Origin of the sequence: Brachybacterium vulturis (assembly GCF_002407185.1) — a bacterium.
GTDB classification, from domain to species: domain Bacteria; phylum Actinomycetota; class Actinomycetes; order Actinomycetales; family Dermabacteraceae; genus Brachybacterium; species Brachybacterium vulturis.
This window is the reverse complement of record NZ_CP023563.1, coordinates 877,591-894,635: the sequence shown is the minus strand read 5'-3', so window position 1 is coordinate 894,635 and position 17,045 is coordinate 877,591. Positions and strand designations below refer to the sequence as shown.

The 17,045-nt window shown below is 71.1% G+C and carries 18 protein-coding genes; 7 read left to right on the top strand and 11 right to left on the bottom strand.

Annotated elements, in window-relative coordinates:
• Window positions 1-14 precede the first annotated feature (14 nt).
• From CFK38_RS04005 to CFK38_RS03995, 3 genes are read right to left on the bottom strand one after another with little or no spacing between them, the layout of a single operon-like run.
• Window positions 15-899, bottom strand: a complete 885-nt coding sequence (locus CFK38_RS04005; protein WP_096801918.1) for a sugar phosphate isomerase/epimerase family protein — start codon at window positions 897-899, stop codon at window positions 15-17.
• Complete coding sequence (locus CFK38_RS04000) at window positions 896-2,188, bottom strand: DUF993 family protein (protein ID WP_096801917.1); 1,293 nt, start codon at window positions 2,186-2,188, stop codon at window positions 896-898. The genes CFK38_RS04005 and CFK38_RS04000 overlap by 4 nt, the downstream gene beginning before the upstream one ends.
• 2 nt (window positions 2,189-2,190) lie before the next feature.
• Window positions 2,191-3,354, bottom strand: coding sequence for a Gfo/Idh/MocA family protein (locus CFK38_RS03995; RefSeq protein ID WP_096801916.1), 1,164 nt, complete (start codon window positions 3,352-3,354; stop codon window positions 2,191-2,193).
• Window positions 3,355-3,622: 268 nt separating this feature from the next.
• Between CFK38_RS03995 and CFK38_RS03990 the strand changes: the two genes are divergently transcribed.
• From CFK38_RS03990 to CFK38_RS03980, 3 genes are all read left to right on the top strand, one after another.
• Complete coding sequence (locus CFK38_RS03990) at window positions 3,623-4,624, top strand: hydroxyacid dehydrogenase (RefSeq protein WP_096801915.1); 1,002 nt, start codon at window positions 3,623-3,625, stop codon at window positions 4,622-4,624.
• A gap of 65 nt (window positions 4,625-4,689) precedes the next feature.
• The gene (locus tag CFK38_RS03985; RefSeq protein WP_096801914.1) at window positions 4,690-5,874 is read left to right on the top strand and encodes a mandelate racemase/muconate lactonizing enzyme family protein; all 1,185 of its coding nucleotides are present in this window, start codon (window positions 4,690-4,692) and stop codon (window positions 5,872-5,874) included.
• Between the two features lie 107 nt (window positions 5,875-5,981).
• Window positions 5,982-6,434, top strand: a complete 453-nt coding sequence (locus CFK38_RS03980; protein WP_096801913.1) for a glutaredoxin family protein — start codon at window positions 5,982-5,984, stop codon at window positions 6,432-6,434.
• Here CFK38_RS03980 and CFK38_RS03975 read toward each other — a convergent pair.
• A complete protein-coding gene (locus CFK38_RS03975) occupies window positions 6,422-6,931 on the bottom strand; it encodes a hypothetical protein (protein ID WP_096801912.1) in 510 nt (169 codons plus the stop codon). The genes CFK38_RS03980 and CFK38_RS03975 overlap by 13 nt on opposite strands.
• A 79-nt stretch (window positions 6,932-7,010) precedes the next feature.
• On the opposite strand from CFK38_RS03975, the gene CFK38_RS03970 reads away from it, so the two are divergent.
• Window positions 7,011-7,544 (top strand): P-loop NTPase family protein, encoded by a 534-nt coding sequence (locus tag CFK38_RS03970; protein WP_096801911.1) that lies wholly within the window; start codon window positions 7,011-7,013, stop codon window positions 7,542-7,544.
• A gap of 34 nt (window positions 7,545-7,578) precedes the next feature.
• Here CFK38_RS03970 and CFK38_RS03965 read toward each other — a convergent pair whose 3' ends face one another.
• The 6 genes from CFK38_RS03965 to CFK38_RS03940 form a co-directional block, all read right to left on the bottom strand.
• Window positions 7,579-8,070 (bottom strand): hypothetical protein, encoded by a 492-nt coding sequence (locus CFK38_RS03965; RefSeq protein ID WP_096804207.1) that lies wholly within the window; start codon window positions 8,068-8,070, stop codon window positions 7,579-7,581.
• Window positions 8,071-8,888: 818 nt separating this feature from the next.
• The gene (locus tag CFK38_RS03960; protein WP_096801910.1) at window positions 8,889-10,574 is read right to left on the bottom strand and encodes a ribonuclease J; all 1,686 of its coding nucleotides are present in this window, start codon (window positions 10,572-10,574) and stop codon (window positions 8,889-8,891) included.
• 336 nt (window positions 10,575-10,910) lie between these two features.
• Window positions 10,911-11,492, bottom strand: a complete 582-nt coding sequence (locus CFK38_RS03955; RefSeq protein ID WP_096801909.1) for a TIGR03086 family metal-binding protein — start codon at window positions 11,490-11,492, stop codon at window positions 10,911-10,913.
• Window positions 11,489-11,986 carry an SRPBCC domain-containing protein gene (locus tag CFK38_RS03950; RefSeq protein ID WP_096801908.1) on the bottom strand — a complete coding sequence of 166 codons (498 nt, stop codon included), beginning with the start codon at window positions 11,984-11,986 and terminating at the stop codon, window positions 11,489-11,491. Before CFK38_RS03950 ends, CFK38_RS03955 begins: the two co-directional genes overlap by 4 nt.
• Complete coding sequence (locus tag CFK38_RS03945) at window positions 11,983-12,330, bottom strand: ArsR/SmtB family transcription factor (RefSeq protein WP_096801907.1); 348 nt, start codon at window positions 12,328-12,330, stop codon at window positions 11,983-11,985. Before CFK38_RS03945 ends, CFK38_RS03950 begins: the two co-directional genes overlap by 4 nt.
• A gap of 175 nt (window positions 12,331-12,505) precedes the next feature.
• Window positions 12,506-13,000 (bottom strand): MarR family transcriptional regulator, encoded by a 495-nt coding sequence (locus CFK38_RS03940; protein WP_218192343.1) that lies wholly within the window; start codon window positions 12,998-13,000, stop codon window positions 12,506-12,508.
• A 125-nt stretch (window positions 13,001-13,125) separates the two neighbouring features.
• Between CFK38_RS03940 and CFK38_RS03935 the strand changes: the two genes are divergently transcribed.
• The 3 genes from CFK38_RS03935 (at window position 13,126) to CFK38_RS03925 (ending at window position 16,196) form a co-directional block, all read left to right on the top strand.
• Window positions 13,126-14,634 carry an MFS transporter gene (locus tag CFK38_RS03935; protein WP_218192342.1) on the top strand — a complete coding sequence of 503 codons (1,509 nt, stop codon included), beginning with the start codon at window positions 13,126-13,128 and terminating at the stop codon, window positions 14,632-14,634.
• 138 nt (window positions 14,635-14,772) lie between these two features.
• Window positions 14,773-15,576, top strand: a complete 804-nt coding sequence (locus CFK38_RS03930) for a thymidylate synthase (protein WP_096801906.1) — start codon at window positions 14,773-14,775, stop codon at window positions 15,574-15,576.
• Complete coding sequence (locus CFK38_RS03925) at window positions 15,573-16,196, top strand: dihydrofolate reductase (protein ID WP_096801905.1); 624 nt, start codon at window positions 15,573-15,575, stop codon at window positions 16,194-16,196. Before CFK38_RS03930 ends, CFK38_RS03925 begins: the two co-directional genes overlap by 4 nt.
• Here CFK38_RS03925 and CFK38_RS03920 read toward each other — a convergent pair.
• The gene (locus CFK38_RS03920; RefSeq protein ID WP_096801904.1) at window positions 16,178-17,023 is read right to left on the bottom strand and encodes a DUF1206 domain-containing protein; all 846 of its coding nucleotides are present in this window, start codon (window positions 17,021-17,023) and stop codon (window positions 16,178-16,180) included. The genes CFK38_RS03925 and CFK38_RS03920 overlap by 19 nt on opposite strands.
• Window positions 17,024-17,045: the final 22 nt, after the last annotated feature.

Sequence of the window (17,045 nt, the reverse complement as noted above, 5' to 3'; positions counted from 1 at the left end):
ATTCCTGGGCGCCCTCAGGCGTGCGGCAGCACCAGCTGCGCATACCGCTCGGCGATGATCCGCGCGGACTCAGCGGCCGGGGTGGCCCATACGTCCTCGTTGAAGATCTCGACCTCGATGTCGCCGGTGTAGCCGGCGTCCTTGATCATGCGGGTGATCGAGGGGAAGTCGATAAAGCCGTCGCCCATGTAGCCGCGGGAGTGCAGGGGCTCGGCCGCGAGCGGCAGGTTCCAGTCGCACACCTGGTAGCTGAACAGGCGGTCCGTCGCCGCGGCGCGCTGGATGGCGCGCTCGAGGTACGGGTCCCACCACACGTGGTAGGTGTCCACCACGACGCCGACGGCGGGGCTGCCGGAGGCCTCGGCGATGTCCAGGGCCTGGTCGATGGTGGAGACCACGGCGCGATCTGCGGCGAACATCGGGTGCAGCGGCTCGATGGACAGCGTCACCCCGCGCTCCGCGGCGTAGGGGGCCAGGGTCGCGACGGCCTCGGTGACCCGGGAGCGGGCCCCGACGATGTCCTTGTCCGCTTGGTCCACGCCGCCGACGACGAGCACCAGCGAGGGGGCGCCGAGCGCCGCGGTCTCGTCGATCGCGCGGCGGTTGTCCTCCAGCGCCGCGGCGCGGTCGGCCTCGGCGGAGGCGGTGAGGAAGCCCCCGCGGCACAGCGTGCTCACCCGCAGTCCGGCGTCGTCGACCCGGCGGCGCAGCGCGTCCAGGCCCACCTCGGCGACATCCTGGCGCCACAGGCCCACGGCGCCGATGCCCTGCGCCGTGGTGGCGTCGAGGAACTCCTGGAGCGGCGTGGTGCGGAACGTCCAACGGTTCAGCGACAGGCGCTGCGTGCCGGTCCCGAGACGCTCCGAGGGCGCGGTGGCGAGGGAGTGGGAGGTGGTCATGCGGCATCTCCTGCCCCGGCGGTCCGTGCCGCCGCATCGAGGTCGTATCCGGCGAGGCGCAGCATCGAGTGCCAGCGCTCGGCGGCCAGCGCCGGTTGTTCGAGGTTGCCGGTGGTGGCGGCGAGCTCGATGGTGCGCGAGAGGTGGGGGAGGCTGCGGGCGCTGTGCATGCCGCCCACCATGGTGAACGCCTGCTGGTGGCCGTTCAGCCAGGCCAGGAACGCCACCCCGGTCTTGTAGTGGAAGGTGGGGGCGGAGAAGATGTGCCGTCCCAGCTCCTCGGAGGCGTCCAGGATCCGGGAGGCCTCGGCCGGGTCCCCGGCGTCGAGCGCCTGCACCGCGGCCGAGGCCGCTGGCGCGGTGGCGGCGAAGGCCCCGAGCAGGGCGTCGGAGTACTCCCCGGCCACCTGCTCTCCCCCGGCCTCGGTGGTGCAGGTGCCGTCACCCACGATGAGGTGGGAGAAGTGGAAGTCGTCGCCGGTGAGCATGCGGACCCCTTCGGGGAGCCGCTCGCGCACGGCGATCTCCGCGGCGTCGTCCAGCAGGCTCATCTTCACGCCGCGGATCTTCGAGGGGTCCGCCTCGATGATCCGGAGCAGGGTGTCCGCCCCGACGGCGGGATCCTCCGATCCGAAATAGCCTCCCAGCTGCGGGTCGAAGACGGTGCCCAGCCAGTGCAGGACCACCGGCCCGCTCGCGGCGTCGAGCACCCGGCGGTAGACCTCCTCGTACTCGGCGGCCGTGGTCGCCGTGCGGGCGAGGTGGCGGCTGGCCATCAGCACCGCCCCCGCACCGGTGGCCTCGGTGGCCTCCAGCTGCTCGATGTAGGCCTCGGCGATCTCGTCCAGGCTCAGCGAATGCTCGCTGCGCTGATCGGTGTTCACCCCGGCGACCATCAGGTCGCTCACCGTCGCGTCGGCCGGGAACACGGCGGCGATCTCCGGATCGGCGAGCGCCTCGCGGGCGGCGTCGGCCGAGCGCGTGATCAGCTCCCGGGTGGCCGCGGGGTCCAGGCCCATGTTGCGCTGGGCGGTGTCCATCGCGTCGGCCACCCCGAGCCCGCGGGACCACATGGTGCGGCGGAAGGCGAGGGTGGCGTCCCAGTCGATATCGGCCGGGGCGCCGGGGGTGTTGTCCCCGTGCACCTGCGGCACCACGTGCACCGCCGCGTAGACGACGCGGGAGCGCAGGGGCGCGATGGGGCGGGCGAAGGCAGGGGCCTGGGCGAGCGGGAGGGTGCGCAGGGAGCCGTCCTCGTCCAGCAGGGTCAGCTGCAGGGCGTCCGCCATGCTCACACCTCCGTCAGCGGGTCGAGGGCGATGCGGCGACCTTCGGCGGAGCTGGTCAGGCCGGCCTCGGCCAGGCGCACGCCGCGCGCGCCGGAGAGGAAGTCGAAGGGGTACTCCCTGCCTTCGATGTAGTGGCGCAGGAAGTCCTCCCACTGCACCTTGAAGCCGTTGTCGAAGCCGTCGGGCCCGGCGTTGTCGGGCACCTCGATCCAGTCCTCGTAGTAGTTGTGCGAGTCCTTGACGTCGGGGTTCCACACCGGCTTCGGGGTGGCCTCTCGCGGCTGGACGCGGGCGCCGTGCAGGCCCACCACGGCGCTGCCCTTGGTGCCGTCGACCTGGAACTCGACCAGCTCGTCGCGGTGGACGCGAACGTCCCAGCTGGAGTTCATCTGCACCACGGTGCCGCCCTCGAGGCGGAAGACGCCGTAGGCCGCGTCATCCGCGGTCGCGGTGTACTCCTGGCCCTTCTCGTCCCAGCGCTGCCCGATGTGGGTGGCGGTCTGGGCGTAGACGTCCTCGATCCGGCCGAACAGCTCCTCGATGACGTAGTTCCAGTGCGGGAACATGTCGGCGACGATGCCGCCGCCGTCCTCGGAGCGGTAGTTCCAGGAGGGGCGCTGGGCGGTCTGCCAATCGCCCTCGTAGACCCAGTAGCCGAACTCGCCGCGCACCGAGAGGATCTCGCCGAAGAAGCCGGAGTCGATCAGGCGGCGCAGCTTGAGCAGCCCGGGCAGGTAGAGCTTGTCGTGCACGACGCCGTTGACGGTGCCGTGCTGCTTCGCCAGCTGCGCGAGCTCGAGCGCGTCCTCGAAGGTCTCGGCGGTGGGCTTCTCGGTGTAGATGGCCTTGCCGGCGGCGATGGCCTTCTTGAGGTTCGCGACGCGCAGGTTGGTCACCAGGGCGTCGAAGTAGACCTCGTAGTCCTCGTCGGCGAGGGCCTCGTCGACGTCGGTGGTCCAGTTCGTCAGCCCGTGACGCGCGGCGACCGCGGCGAGCTTCTCCTCGTTGCGGCCGACCAGCAGCAGGTCGGGGACCAAGCGGTCGCCGTCGGCGAGCTCGACGCCCCCCTGCTCCTGGATCGCGAGCAGCGAGCGCACCAGGTGCTGGCGGTAGCCCATGCGGCCGGTGGCCCCGTTGACGATGATCCCGATCCTGCGTTCTGCCATGTCTGTCTCCTGCGCTTCCTGTGATGCCCGGTTCCCGGGCGGCCGACGGGCGGTCCGGGCGCCGGTGGCGACCGTTTCCGCCCCCACCGAGCGGCAACCGCTTTCCATCCGTATAGTCAAGCATGTTCCCCCGCGACGGGCAAGCGCTTGTCGATATGATCGCGGCCTCGACGGCGCCCCTGCGCACACAGAGGAGGATCTCTGACAGAACGGGCCGAACCCGTCCGTGACCACCCGAGACCCCACTCGATCTCCCGGAGGACATCGCATGTCACCGAGCACCACGAGGCATCTGCTGATGGCGATGACCCCCGAGCGGGCACTGGACGTCTGCCATCCCGCGACCCGGGCGAGGCTCGAGGACGAGTTCGCGACGACATGGGCCTCGTCCGGCCTCGACGAGGACGAGCTCCGAGACCTGCTCCCGGGCCAGGACATCGTCGTGACCAGCTGGGGCACGCCGCGACTGCCCGCGGATCTGCTCGGGACGGACCGGGGCGGGCCGGGCATCGTCGCCCATGCCGCAGGGACCATCAAGAATCTGGTCCCACCGGAGAGTCTCGAGGACGTCACCGTGTTCTCGGCCGCCCCCAGGATCGCGACCTCCGTGGGCGAGTACTGCCTCTCCGCCGTGCTCACCCTGACGCGGCACCTGGTCGAGTCCCATGCGGACGTGGTCCAGGGGCGGTGGAAGTCCGATCGGCCCAGCGGCGGCGAGCTCACCGGCCGACGCATCGGCATCGTCGGCGCGTCCTCGACGGCGAGGGAGTTCATCCGGCTGCTGGCACCCTTCCGCACCGAGATCACCGTCCACGACCCGTTCCTCTCCCCCGCGCGGGCGGAGCAGCTCGGGGTGCGCCGGGCGTCGCTCGAGGAGGTGATGGACAACGAGATCGTCTCCGTGCACGTCCCGGCGACGCCCGCGACGGAGGGGATGCTCACCGCCGAGCTGATCGCGGCGATCCCGGACGGTGCCATCGTCCTGAACTCCTCCCGCGGGGCCGCGGTGGACACGGCGGCGCTCCTGGAGGCCGCGGTCTCCGGACGGCTCCGGGTCGGGCTGGACGTGTACGACGTCGAGCCGCCGCAGCTGGCGGAGTCCCTGGCGCAGGTCCCCGGGCTGCTGCTGACCCCGCACATCGCCGGCGACACCTCGGACGGGCACCGCGCGCTGACCGGATACGTCCTGGAGGACGTCACGGACCACCTCGCCCGCGGGCACCGCGGACCGTCATGGGTGGACCCGGCCGCACTCTCGATCCTGGCGTGAGAGATGATGGGAAGGCCCGACCGCGCAGCACAGGAACGAGCACTGCAGAAACGAGCACCGCAGACATGAGCCCGGCAGATCCGAGCACCGCAGCGATCACGGGGCGCGGAGCCGTCATCGCCTCCGTCGAGACGTTCCACGTCCCCGTGCCCTTCCGTCGGGACTTCGTCCTGGGGTCCGGGCCGGTGGGCGCCGCCGGGGCCCTCGGCGACGTCGTCTTCGTACGGATCGAGACGTCCGACGGGACGGTCGGCTGGGGCGAGCAGCGCGCGCTGCCCAGCTGGAGCTACGAGACCGCTCGCACGATCATGGACGTGATCCACCACGATCTGGCCCCCCTGCTGCAGGGGCTGACCCCCTTCGACGTCGAGCTGTTCCATCGCCGTGCGTCGACGGCGCTGAGCCCGTCGGTCTCGAACGGCTTCCCCTTCGCCCGCGCCGCGATCGACGTCGCCCTCCATGACGCGGCCGGGCATCTGGCGGGGCTGCCCGTCCATCAGCTGCTGGGCGGCAGGATCGCCGACCGCATCCCCCTGTGCAGCGCCATCGGCGTGGGGCCGACGGAGGTGGTCGCCGAGCACGCCCGGGACAGCCGCGAGTACCACGCCTTCAAGGTGAAGGTCCGTGGCGATCTCGAGGCCGATCGCGCCTCGATCCTGGCCGTGGTGGAGGAGGCCGGCGGCAAGCCGATCTGGCTGGACGCCAATCAGTCCTACCGGCCCTCGCAGCTGCTGCGCCTGGCCCGCGCCCTCGAGGACATCCCCTCCGTCCAGTGCATCGAGCAGCCGGTCCCGTCCACGGACTGGGCCGGGATGCGCCGGCTGCGGCGGGATCTCACGCTGCCCCTCGCCATCGACGAGGGCAGCTTCACCGCCACCGACCTCGCCCGCTCGGCGCATCTCGAGGCCGCCGACATGGTCGTGATCAAGGTCTGCAAGTCCGGCGGACTGCGCGCGGCGCAGCGCACCGCGGCGGTCGCCCAGGCGCACGGGATCGAGATCCTGGCCAGCGGGTTGACGGACTGCGGGATCGGCTTCGCCGCCGCGCTGCACCTGTTCAGCGCGATGGACCTGGCGCTGCCCGCCGAGCTCAACGGCCCGGAGCTGCTCGCCGAGCTCTACGTGGAGGGCCTGGACATCACCGGTGCCGTCGCGACCGTGCCCCGGGGCCCCGGCCTCGGGGTGAGGGTCGACGAGGAGCGGATCCGGGGGACCGCGCTGGCCACCGCCTCGGCGCGGGTCTCGGGCTGAGCACCGGGAATGGGATCTCGACGAGGCGGCCGATGACGCAGACCTACGAGGTCGAGCCGCGTCCCTGGTTCGTGTCCTACCAGTGAGGCGGGACGTAGGCTGAGTTCATGCCTCGTCAGCAGCGCTGGTCCCTCGCCCTCGTGGCCGTCGCGATCCTCGCGATGGCTGCGGTGATGGCGATGGACGACCTGCGCCAGGGGATCATCGCCGGCGTGCTCGGGGCCCTCGTGCTGGCCGGCGCCGCCGTGTGGTCCGGTCGGCGCGGCCGGCACACCCCCTGGGCGCGCGCCGAGGCCCGGATCTCGCCCGACCACGCCGTGGTGCTGTGGAAGCCGGGCTGCCTCTACTGCGAGCGCCTGCTGCTGCAACTCGGGAAGGACCCCCGCGTGACCTGGGTGAACGTGTGGCGGGACGAGGACGCGAACGCGCGGGTCCGCGCCGTCAACGGCGGTGACGAGCTCACACCGACGGTGCTCCTGGGCACGCAGGTGCTGCGCAACCCGAGCGCGACGGAGCTGCGCGAGCACCTGGCCGCCCCGCGCGCTGGTCATCCCTCCTGAGGCACCCGGAGCACCACCGTGGCCTCCGGGGGCCAGCGGTACTCGTCGTCGCAGCGGAAGCCGCGCAGCCATGACACCCCCTCGACCACCCGCAGGTAGAACCCCTTCGGGTACTCGTCGTCCTCGCTCAGCGGTGCGGACAGGACGTGCAGCGCGCCGCGGGGGATCCGCCCGGCGGAGAGCACCGAGTCCGGCGCCGAGGGCTGTGAGCTCACCGCCAGGCGCAGGTACGGTCCCGTCTGGGGCGGGCAGAGCTCGAACCCCTGCTGCTGCGCGGCAGCGATGACCTGCGGCAGCGTGCCGCCCGCGGACAGATCGAGCTCGTCGACGGTGCGCTGGGTGAGCGTCAGCGTCCGCGCGGGGCCCGGCGCGAAGCACGGGTGCTCGAGCAGCGTCTCGGCGAAGGCGTTGAGCTCGACGCCCGCGGCGGCCAGCTCCGCCCGCAGCTCCTGGCGGGAGGAGCCGTGGATCCTCAGGGAGATCGCGTCCTCCGTCATGCCGCCAGTATCCCGCCCCGACCCCGGCCTCGGTCGGGCCCCAGATGCGCACCGCGTCCCGGTTGCGCACAATGGCTCCATGCAGCGCTCCCGCCTCCACGTCATGGGGGCCAGCGGCTCCGGCACGACGACGCTCGCCCGCGCCCTGGCCGACCGGTGGTCCGTGCCCCATGCCGATTCCGACGACTACTACTGGTTCCCCACGGATCCGCCTTTCACCCGATCCCGCCCGCCCCAGGAGCGGGCCGCCCTGATGCACACGATGTTCGTCCCGCGCGAGGCCTGGGTGCTGTCGGGGTCGATGATCGGCTGGGGCGACGGGATCCTCGCCCGCTGCGAGGCGGTTGTGTTCCTGAGCCTGGATCCGACGGAGCGGCTGCGTCGGCTCGAGGCCCGCGAGCAGGTCCGCGACCCGCGGCAGACGGTCGACGTCGAGGCCCGAGCCGAGTTCCTGACCTGGGCCCGCGGCTACGACGACCCCGGGTTCACCGGTCGCAGCCGCGCCTCTCACGAGGCCTGGCTGACGATGCTCGAGGTGCCGGTGCTGCGCCTGGACAGCGCGCAGAGTCTCGACGAGCTGGTGTCCGCGGTGCTGCGCTGGGAGCCCCGCTGACGAGAGCACGGCCGCGCTCGGCGGTGCTGCGGCGTCAGGCCGCGCGGAGGTGCGCGAGGACCAGGCCGATCGGGATGCTCACCATGGTCAGGAGCAGCACTGCGCGGTAGGTCCACAGCGCCCAGGACGGGCCCTGCGCACCCCGGCCGACCGCGCGGATCATCAGCACCATGGTGGCCACCAGGAGCAGGCCGCCGAAGTCGACGAGCACAGGCGCCGCGAGCACCGTCCCGCCGATCACCGCCAGGCAGCCCAGGTTCCAGGTGAGGATCTCGGCCAGCAGCGTCCCGCGGGACGCGCGCGGACCGGCGAGCGCGTGCTGCGCGGCGCCCAGGCCTGCCTGCAGCACGCCGCCGACCAGCACCTGGAACGCGGCGGACCAGGACCCGTGCTCGAGACCCAGCGGGCCGGTCACTGCCGCGACCAGACCACCGGTGATGATCCAGACGCCTGCCAGTGCCCGGAAGGCCAGGTCATCAGGGGCTGATGCTCCGGTCGTCGCGCGCGGGTCGAGGTGAGGGGCCATGACCACCATTCTCTCGCTCCGCAGGCACGGCTGAGGCGGCCGGATCCGATCTCGACGGGTGGGGTCGGACACGATCGGGGCGGGGATGCGGCGGCGGGACAGCCTGCTGCGTACCCGTCCCGTCGGGGCGGAGCACGGGCGTGCCGGGGCGCGCGGGAGGAGGCCGGTCAGGACCGGATGCTGCGCTCGCGGCCACCGAGGCGGGCCAGGCTGTCACGAAGAGTCGCCGCGGCGAGCGGCCCGACGGTCACCTCCGCGTCCCGGCCGTACAGCTGATCCAGACGCCATCGGTGTCCGTCGTGATGGTGAGGGCATCACCGTCGGGATCACTCAGTTCGATGGTGTGCATGGAGGCTCCTGGGAGGTGGGCGAGTACGGCAGCGGTGCGAGCAGGCGAGCTTTCCGGCAAGAGGACGGGGACCTTCCATGGTTCGACACCGATGCCGGTTCGGGTGGGCCATCCGGTCCATCCGCCCGGTCGCCCCACCGCTCTCGTGACCACCGGCGGCGCCGGAGACCGTGCGCGCTTCCCAGGTCGCCAGCCCTTTTGCCGGTGGGGCGGCGCATCGCACCGCGGCGGCCGGTGACGAACTACCGCTCGGTCGAGCCGAGCCGGGCTGCTTCGAGGTCTCGTGTCCGCTCGGCCGAGGCGACGTCGGCGCTCCTCCGGGGCGCCGGTCCGGGCCCGCTCCATGCCCCGCGTCTGCCCGCACCGACGGCGAAGGCCCCTCCGTCCCGGAGCACGGGAGGGAGGGGCCTTCGAGGTCAGGCGCCGATCAGGCTGGGCTCACGCCGATCGGGCTGGGCTCACAGAGCGCTCACGCGTCGACGACCACGGCCATGACCGCCGGCTCGCGACGGTAGGTGCGGCGCAGGTAGCTGCCGACGGCCTCGACGATGATCTCCTCGAGCTCGCCGATGTCGTCGATCTTGTCCTGACGGGCGCGGGCGAGGGCCTTGCTCACCTGGGTCTCGGCGCCCTTGAAGGTCTTGTCGTCGTGCACGAAGCCCTTGGTGATGAACTCCAGCGGCTCGACCGGCTGATTGGTCTTGGGATCGATCAGGGCGACCACGGTGACCACACCGCCGCCGGAGAGCATGCGGCGCTCGGCGAGGGTGTCCTCGGTGGCGGTGCCGATGGTCTGGCCGTCCACGTACACCAGACCGGCCTCGACCTTGCCGGAGATCTTCGCCTGGCCGGCCACGAGGTCCACGGTCACGCCGTCCTGCGCGAGGACGATGTTCTTCTCCGGCACCCCGGTGCGGCGGGCCAGCTCGGCGTTGGCGTGCATGTGCTTGGACTCGCCGTGCACGGGCATCACGTTCTTCGGCCGCACGATGTTGTAGCAGTACACGAGCTCGCCGGCGCTGGCGTGACCGGAGACGTGCACCTTCGCGTTGCCCTTGTGGACGATGTTCGCGCCGAGGTCGGTGAGCTTGTTGATGATCCCGTAGATGGCGTTCTCGTTGCCGGGGATCAGCGAGGAGGCCATCAGCACGGTGTCGCCCTCGCCGACCTGGATCTGGTGGTCGCCGTTGGACATGCGGGCCAGCGCCGCCATCGGCTCGCCCTGCGAACCGGTGCAGATCAGGGTGATCTTGTGATCGGGCATCGACTGGATCTTGCGGAAGTCGACGACGAGGCCCTTGGGGATGTTCAGGTAGCCGAGGTCGCGGGCGATCGCCATGTTGCGCACCATCGAGCGGCCCACGAAGGCGACCTTGCGGCCGTTGGCGTGAGCGGCATTGAGCACCTGCTGGATGCGGTGCACGTGGCTGGCGAAGCTGGAGACGATGATCCGTCGCGGCGAGGAGGTGAACACCTGGTCGATCGCCGGGTTCAGATCCCGCTCGGACATCGTGAAGCCGGGGACCTCGGCGTTCGTGGAGTCGGTGAGGAACAGGTCCACGCCCTCCTCGCCGAGCCGGGCGAAGGAGCGCAGGTCGGTGATGCGGCCGTCCAGCGGGAACTGGTCCATCTTGAAGTCACCGGTGTGCAGTACGGAGCCGGCCTTGGTGCGGATCATGATGGCGAGCGCATCGGGGATGGAGTGGTTGACCGCGACGAACTCGAGGTCGAACGAGCCCGCCTTGTGCTTCTGCCCCGCCTCGACCTGGATGGTCTTGGGGGTGATGCGGTGCTCCTTGAGCTTCGCGGTGATGAACGCCAGCGTCAGCTCGGAGCCGATCACGGGGATGTCCGCCCGCTCCTTGAGCAGGTACGGGACGCCTCCGATGTGGTCCTCGTGACCGTGCGTGAGGACGATCGCCTCGATGTCGTCCAGGCGGTCCCGGATCGAGGTGAAGTCCGGCAGGATCACGTCGATGCCGGGCTGGTGCTCCTCGGGGAAGAGCACGCCGCAGTCGACGATCAGCAGCTTGCCGGCGTGCTCGAACACGGTCATGTTGCGGCCCACCTCGCCGAGGCCGCCGAGCGCGGTGATGCGCAGGCCGTTCTTGGCAAGGCGCGGGGGTGCGGTGAGCTTGGTGCGGGGAGAGGGCATGAGGAGTTTCTCTATCGTCGAAGGGTCAGATGCTCAGGTATCAGGTGTCACGCGCGCGTCGCCGGGGCTCGCAGCAGCGGTCACACCATTCACGGTACGGCAGGACGGCCCCATTTCCTCATCCATGCCGGATTGACCACGTTCGAGACGCCCACTCAGCGGCGGATCGACCCCGTCACTCGCCGGTACCCCACGCCAGGTGCCGCTCACAGGCGCTCGAAGCGGCACCTGGCATGGGTTCGATCCGGGGCCCCTCTAAAAATACTGCGGCGAACAGGGCTCGAGCTCTCCCCCGTGAGCGACCCTCGATGCCACCGCGCCGCCTCGCGCGGACTCTCACGGAGTCCAGCGCGGGTCCCGCCCGAGGAAGGCGAAGAGGCGCTCCTGCTCGGTGGCGTCAGCGGGCACCGGCTGCTGCTGCCCGAACTGGCCGCTGGGACGCAGCTGCTCCTCCATGGCGCTCATGCTGGTCAGGGCATCGTGCACCAGATCCGCGTCCAGCGCGTCGTCCTGACCGGAGGCACGGGCGAGGTCCCAGGTGTGGAAGAAGACGTCACCGGTGAAGACCTGGTCGACCACCTGAGGCAGCGGACGGTCCTGTCCGGTATGCAGGTTGGAGTGCAGGATCTCGGCCGCGGCAGGGTCCGTGAGCAGGCGCTGCACCTGCGGATCGAAGACCTCCAACGCACCCCTGGGGTCCGCCTCGACCGGAGGACCATCGTCGAAGCGGAAGCTCGATCCGGCGTGGACCAGCGCGGAGAGCCAGCCGACGAGGTGCCCGACCACGTCACGGGCGTGCCATTCCGCCACTGGGGTGGGCGCGTCCCACTCGGTGACGCCGCGGACGACCTCGCTGAACCGTGCGGCGATCACGCGGTACTTCTCGTCCGGCGGAAGCTGGGGCAGCGACGCGCTCATCGCGGGCCCGCCTCGGCCAGCAGGGCATCGAGGGCGGCGTACCCCTCGTGGATACCGACGTCCATGCCGCTCTCGAGCATCTGATTGCGGCCCTCGAAGGAGTCGAAGAGCGACTGCCCGTGCAGACGGGTCCAGCCGTCGCCGAGGTCCTCGACCCGCAGCGTCTCCAGGGAGACGGCCTCGGGCCAGCCGTCGAAGGTGAAGGTCTGGACGAGGCGGTCCTCGGTGACCTCGTGGAAGCTCCCGTAGAAGGAGTACTCCTCCTCGTCCGGTCCGATGTTGGTGAAGGCGTAGGCACCGCCGGTGCGCGCATCCCAGCGCTCGATGCGGGTCGAGAGCTCCTCGGGTCCCACCCAGCGCGCGTAGAGCTCGGGATCGGTGTGCGCGCGCAGGAGCTGCGCGGGCGTTGCCCGGAAGTCCCGGGTGATGCGGATCAAGGGGACTTCGGAATCGGCCTCGATGGTCGCGGTGGTGAGCCGTTCGGTGGTGGTCATGGCGTGTGCTCCTCGGGATCCGTGCTGCGGAGATGGTGCAGGACGCCGTCGAGGCGGGACATGCGTGCCTCGGCGGCTCGGCGGTGCCGGTCGATCCAGTGGGTCAGCTCCCCCAGCACCTCGGATTCGAGGTGCACGGGGCGCCGTTGGGCGTCGCGTCGGCGGGAGACGAGCCCGGCCGATTCGAGGACCGCGAGGTGCTTGCTCACGGCCTGCAGGGACATGTCGTAGGGGGCGGCGAGCTCTCCGACCGTGGCGTCACCGAGGGTGAGCCGGGAGACGAGGTCTCGTCGGGTGGGATCGGCGAGGGCCGCGAAGGCCCTCGAGAGACTGTCGTCGTCCATCCCTCCCTTTCTCAACGTATTGGTTGATGACGGAGACGTTACGCCGCGTCGCGATCATGGTCAACCCTTCGGTTGAATATCGATGTCCGGCGTGTCGCCGGAACTCGCAGGGTCGTCGGGCCCGGCACGTGGGCGGGGCCATGGGCGAACGTCGGCCCGACGATCCGGGCCCTGCCTACTCGCGCCGCAGCACCTTGCCCGACCGCTCCGCCACCACCCGGTAGGCCTCGGTGAAGTGGCCCAGGAGATCGACGAAGGTCGCGGCATCCGCCGCCCCGAGGGCGGCCAGCGCCTCGTCATAGCCGGCCAGGCTCGCGGCGACATCCGCCTCGAAGAGTCGATACCCCGTCGCCGTGCGCTGGAAGCGGTACGCCTGACCGCCGTGACCTCGGGTTCGCTCGAGCAGCCCTTCCGTGACGGCGGCATTGACCTGCCGGTTCACCGTGGACTGCTCGAGGTGGAGGGCGTCCGCGATCTCCCGCAGCGTCCGGGTGCTTCCGTCGGCGAAGAGCCAGAGGATGCGCAGGTCGGCGTCCCCGAGATTGCGCTCCTGGCGATGGAGCCTGCGGTGGCGGTCCAGGAGGCTGAGGAGGCGTGCCACCTCGCGGCGCGGCTCCCGCGCCGCGGCGTCCTCGCCCGGGGCGCAGTCACCCCCGGTGTGCTCCATCATCTCGCCACCGTTCCTTCGACGTCGTCACAGTGCTCGGATCGACTCCGGTATGTACTTTACACACCCGCGCCCACTATGTAGATTACATATTCTTCCCCAGTCCCACGTCCGAACCGAAGGTGCCCGTGAACCATTCCCCGCAGACAGCGAGCCCGGCCGAGGGCAGCGTCCGCCACCCCGCCGTGATCCTGATCGTCATCGGCTTCTCCAGCCTGTGCGCCTCGCTCATGCAGTCGCTCGTGATCCCGATCCAGCCCGAGCTGCCCTCCATGCTCGGCACCTCGGCCTCGAACGCGGCCTGGGTGGTCACCGCCACTCTGCTGGCCGGCGGTGTCGCGATGCCGGTCTCCGGCAGGCTCGCCGATCTCAAGGGGTGCAAGCCCGTCCTGATCGGCTCGGCCGCGCTCATGCTGGCGGGCTCGCTGATCAGCGCCCTCGGGGACTCGCTGGCGCCCGTCCTGGTCGGCCGTGTGCTGCAGGGCCTGGCGATGGGGTACATCCCGGTCGCGATCAGCTTCGTGCGGGAGGTGATGCCCCCGCACCTGCGCAACACGGCGGTGGCCGGCATCAGCGCCACCCTCGGTGTGGGCGGCGCGCTCGGCCTGCCGATCGCCGCCTGGATCGCGCAGTCCTACGACTGGCACGCGCTGTTCTGGCTGGCCTCGGCGCTCGCCGTGCTCATGGTGGTCTCCACCGCGGTCGCGCTGCCCCATTGCGCACCGGTCGGCTCCGGGAAGCTCGATGTGATCGGGGCGATCGGCATGGCGATCGGCGTGGTCGCCGTGCTCGTCGGCGTCTCCAAGGGCAACGACTGGGGCTGGGCCTCCGCCGCCACGCTCGGCGTGATCATCGGCGGTGCCGCGGCACTGCTGCTGTGGGCCTGGTTCGAGCTGCGCCAGGGAAGCCCGCTGGTGGACCTGCGCACCATGGCCCGTCGTCCGATCCTGCTGACGAACCTCGCCGCCCTGATGGCGGGGTTCGGCATGATGGCGCAGGCGATCGTGATCCCGCAGCTGCTGCAGGCGCCCGACGCCACCGGATACGGGCTCGGCCAGACCATGCTGCAGACGGGCCTGTGGATGGCCCCGGGCGGCCTGATGATGCTGGCCTTCACGCCGATCTCCAGTGGGATGCTCACCCGTTTCGGCGGGCGGGCCACGCTGGCCACCGGCATGGTCGTCCTCTCCAGCGGGTACCTGGTCGCGTTCTTCCTGACCGACGCGCCGTGGCAGCTCATGCTCGCCTCCTGCCTCTCCTCGGCCGGGGTGGGGATCGCCTACGCCGCGATGCCCACACTGATCATGGAGAACTCCCCGGCCTCGGAGGCCGGGTCGGGAGTGGGGGTCAACGCCCTGATGCGCTCGATGGGCACGACGAGCGCCGGCGCGGTGATGGCGATCGTGCTGACCTCCGTCACCACCACCGTGGGCGGCCAGTCGCTGCCCACCATGACCGCCTTCAAGATCTGCTTCCTGCTCGCCGCGGTCGCCGGGCTCGGGGCGGCGGCGACCACGCTGTTCATCAAGCGCGGACGGCCGGGAGCAGGCGGGACGGACGCCGACGGCCCGACCGCCACGGGCACAGCCGCGACGACCGCGCCACGGGAGAGCGCCGAGGAGCCGGCGCTCGTCTGACAGGACGGGCTGCGGCACGGCGTCGCGAAGCGCACGCGCGGCGCGACGGTGCGAGAATCGGACCATGCCCAGAAGCTTCGCCTCCGGCCACCGGTGCCACCGATCCTGCCTCCGCCACCACTGCGGGGGTATGACGCGATGAGCATCCCCACCCCGTACGAGGACCTGCTGCGCGAGGTCATGGAGACCGGGCACGCCAAGGGCGACCGCACCGGCACCGGCACTCGCAGCCTGTTCGGGAAGCAGCTGCGCTACGACCTGTCCCAGGGCTTCCCGCTGATCACCACCAAACGGGTGCACACCCGCTCGATCATCCTCGAGCTGCTGTGGTTCCTGCGCGGGGACACCAATGTGCGCTGGCTGCAGGAGCGGGGCGTGAGCATCTGGGACGAGTGGGCGGACGAGGACGGCGAGCTCGGCCCGGTCTACGGCGCGCAGTGGCGCTCCTGGCCCACCCCCGACGGCGGGGTCATCGACCAGATCAGCGAGGTGATCGAGCAGATCCGCACGAACCCCGACTCTCGCCGGCTGATCGTCTCGGCCTGGAACCCGGCGGACATCCCCGCCATGGCGCTCGCCCCCTGCCATGCCCTGTTCCAGTTCGAGGTGCACGACGGGAAGCTCTCCTGCCAGCTGTACCAGCGCAGCGCGGATCTCTTCCTCGGGGTGCCCTTCAACATCGCCAGCTACGCGCTGCTGACCCACCTGGTCGCCCAGCAGACCGACCTCGAGGTGGGGGACTTCGTCTGGACCGGCGGGGACTGCCACATCTACGACAACCACCACGAGCAGGTCACCCGGCAGCTGTCGCGCGAGCCCTTCCCCTATCCCACCCTGTCGCTGACCCGGCAGCCGGACTCGATCCTCGACTACGAGCTCGAGGACATCGAGATCGTGGGCTACCAGCACCACAAGGGGATCAAGGCCCCCGTTGCGGTATGAGCACGGACGACGACACCGCACCCGCCCCGCCACGGATCGGACTGATCTGGGCCCAGGCCCGCGGCGGCGTGATCGGCGCCGGCGGCACCATGCCCTGGCACCTGCCGGAGGACCTCAGACACTTCTCCCGCACCACGAAGGGCTCGCCCGTGGTGATGGGCCGGCGCACCTGGGAGTCCTTCCCGCCCCGGTTCCGGCCGCTGCCCGAGCGCACGAACATCGTCATCACCTCGGACGACGCCTTCGCGGCCGAGGGGGCGGTGCGGGCCCGTGACCTGGGGGACGCGCTGCGCCTGGCCGGCGAGGCGCTGGCGGCGCGAGACTCCCCCACCGGGCCCGGGGACCGCGACGCGCTCGACACCCCCGCCCCGGGCCCGGTGAAGGGCGCGATGACCTGGGTGATCGGCGGCGGCCGCGTGTACCGGGAGGCGATGGGTCGGGCAGACCTGCTGGTGGTCACCGAGATCGACCTCGAGGTCGACGGGGACACCACCGCCCCCGTCGTTCCCGACGACTTCTCCCCGGAGGCATCTGATCCCGCCTGGTGCAGTTCACGCACCGGCCTGCGCTTTCGGATCCTCCGCTACCGGCGCCGCGCCCCTCACATGACCGGCGCGTAGCGCGAACGCAGCACCGCGAAGAGCCCGAAGAGGATGAGCCCGGCACCGACCACGGCGAGCGCGACCCCGCCGGCGGGGAGCGCCGCCATGGCCTGCAGGGCGCCGTCGAGCCCGGTCGCCTTCTCCGGATCCGCCCCGAGGGCGGCCCAGCCGAACATCAGACCCACGGCCAGCAGCGCGATGCCCTTGCCGATATAGCCGAGCACCCCGGTGACGACGATCGCGCGGGCGATCTGCTGCCCTTCCGGCACCCGCAGGTGGTCCTCGAAGCCGCGACTGGCGCCCGTGTACACGTGGTGGCAGCCGATGACGAAGACCACCAGTGCCACCACGACCACCGCGGTACGGCCGGCAGCATTGCCCATCAGGCCCGCGGTGAGCTGGGAGGTCTGCTGGCCGGAGTCGGTGCCGGCCCCGGCGGCGAAGCGCAGCGCCGTCGCCGCGAGCGCCGCGTAGACGACCGCCTTGCCGAGGGTGGTGACCACGTGGCCGATCCGCTTCGCGGCGCCTCGCTTCCACCGTGCACCGAACCAGGCCTCGGCCAGGTGCCAGAGCACCAGCGCCGCCATCGCGATCCCACCGATCCACAGCACGATGTTCCCGCCCGGCGCGGAGGCGACGGCCTGCAGCGCGCCGGACTGATCGGCCTCCTGCGAGGAGCCGCCGAGCGCCATGCGCAGCGTGATCACCCCGATCAGCACGTGCACCAGACCGCTCATCACGAAGCCGCCGCGAGCGATGGTCTGGAAGACCGGGTGCTCGGCGACGTCCTCGGCGGCGTCCTCGACGTTCTCGGCGCCGTCACGAGCGCTCTGCAGGGATCCCATGGCTGCACTGTAGAACGCCGTC

Coding starts and splice junctions, on each gene's coding strand:
- CFK38_RS04005 (WP_096801918.1), bottom strand. CDS start 899: ATGACCACCTCCCACTCCCTCGCCACCGCGCCCTCGGAGCGTCTCGGG.
- CFK38_RS04000 (WP_096801917.1), bottom strand. CDS start 2,188: ATGGCGGACGCCCTGCAGCTGACCCTGCTGGACGAGGACGGCTCCCTG.
- CFK38_RS03995 (WP_096801916.1), bottom strand. CDS start 3,354: ATGGCAGAACGCAGGATCGGGATCATCGTCAACGGGGCCACCGGCCGC.
- CFK38_RS03990 (WP_096801915.1), top strand. CDS start 3,623: ATGTCACCGAGCACCACGAGGCATCTGCTGATGGCGATGACCCCCGAG.
- CFK38_RS03985 (WP_096801914.1), top strand. CDS start 4,690: ATGAGCCCGGCAGATCCGAGCACCGCAGCGATCACGGGGCGCGGAGCC.
- CFK38_RS03980 (WP_096801913.1), top strand. CDS start 5,982: ATGCCTCGTCAGCAGCGCTGGTCCCTCGCCCTCGTGGCCGTCGCGATC.
- CFK38_RS03975 (WP_096801912.1), bottom strand. CDS start 6,931: ATGACGGAGGACGCGATCTCCCTGAGGATCCACGGCTCCTCCCGCCAG.
- CFK38_RS03970 (WP_096801911.1), top strand. CDS start 7,011: ATGCAGCGCTCCCGCCTCCACGTCATGGGGGCCAGCGGCTCCGGCACG.
- CFK38_RS03965 (WP_096804207.1), bottom strand. CDS start 8,070: ATGGCCCCTCACCTCGACCCGCGCGCGACGACCGGAGCATCAGCCCCT.
- CFK38_RS03960 (WP_096801910.1), bottom strand. CDS start 10,574: ATGCCCTCTCCCCGCACCAAGCTCACCGCACCCCCGCGCCTTGCCAAG.
- CFK38_RS03955 (WP_096801909.1), bottom strand. CDS start 11,492: ATGAGCGCGTCGCTGCCCCAGCTTCCGCCGGACGAGAAGTACCGCGTG.
- CFK38_RS03950 (WP_096801908.1), bottom strand. CDS start 11,986: ATGACCACCACCGAACGGCTCACCACCGCGACCATCGAGGCCGATTCC.
- CFK38_RS03945 (WP_096801907.1), bottom strand. CDS start 12,330: ATGGACGACGACAGTCTCTCGAGGGCCTTCGCGGCCCTCGCCGATCCC.
- CFK38_RS03940 (WP_218192343.1), bottom strand. CDS start 13,000: ATGATGGAGCACACCGGGGGTGACTGCGCCCCGGGCGAGGACGCCGCG.
- CFK38_RS03930 (WP_096801906.1), top strand. CDS start 14,773: ATGAGCATCCCCACCCCGTACGAGGACCTGCTGCGCGAGGTCATGGAG.
- CFK38_RS03925 (WP_096801905.1), top strand. CDS start 15,573: ATGAGCACGGACGACGACACCGCACCCGCCCCGCCACGGATCGGACTG.
- CFK38_RS03920 (WP_096801904.1), bottom strand. CDS start 17,023: ATGGGATCCCTGCAGAGCGCTCGTGACGGCGCCGAGAACGTCGAGGAC.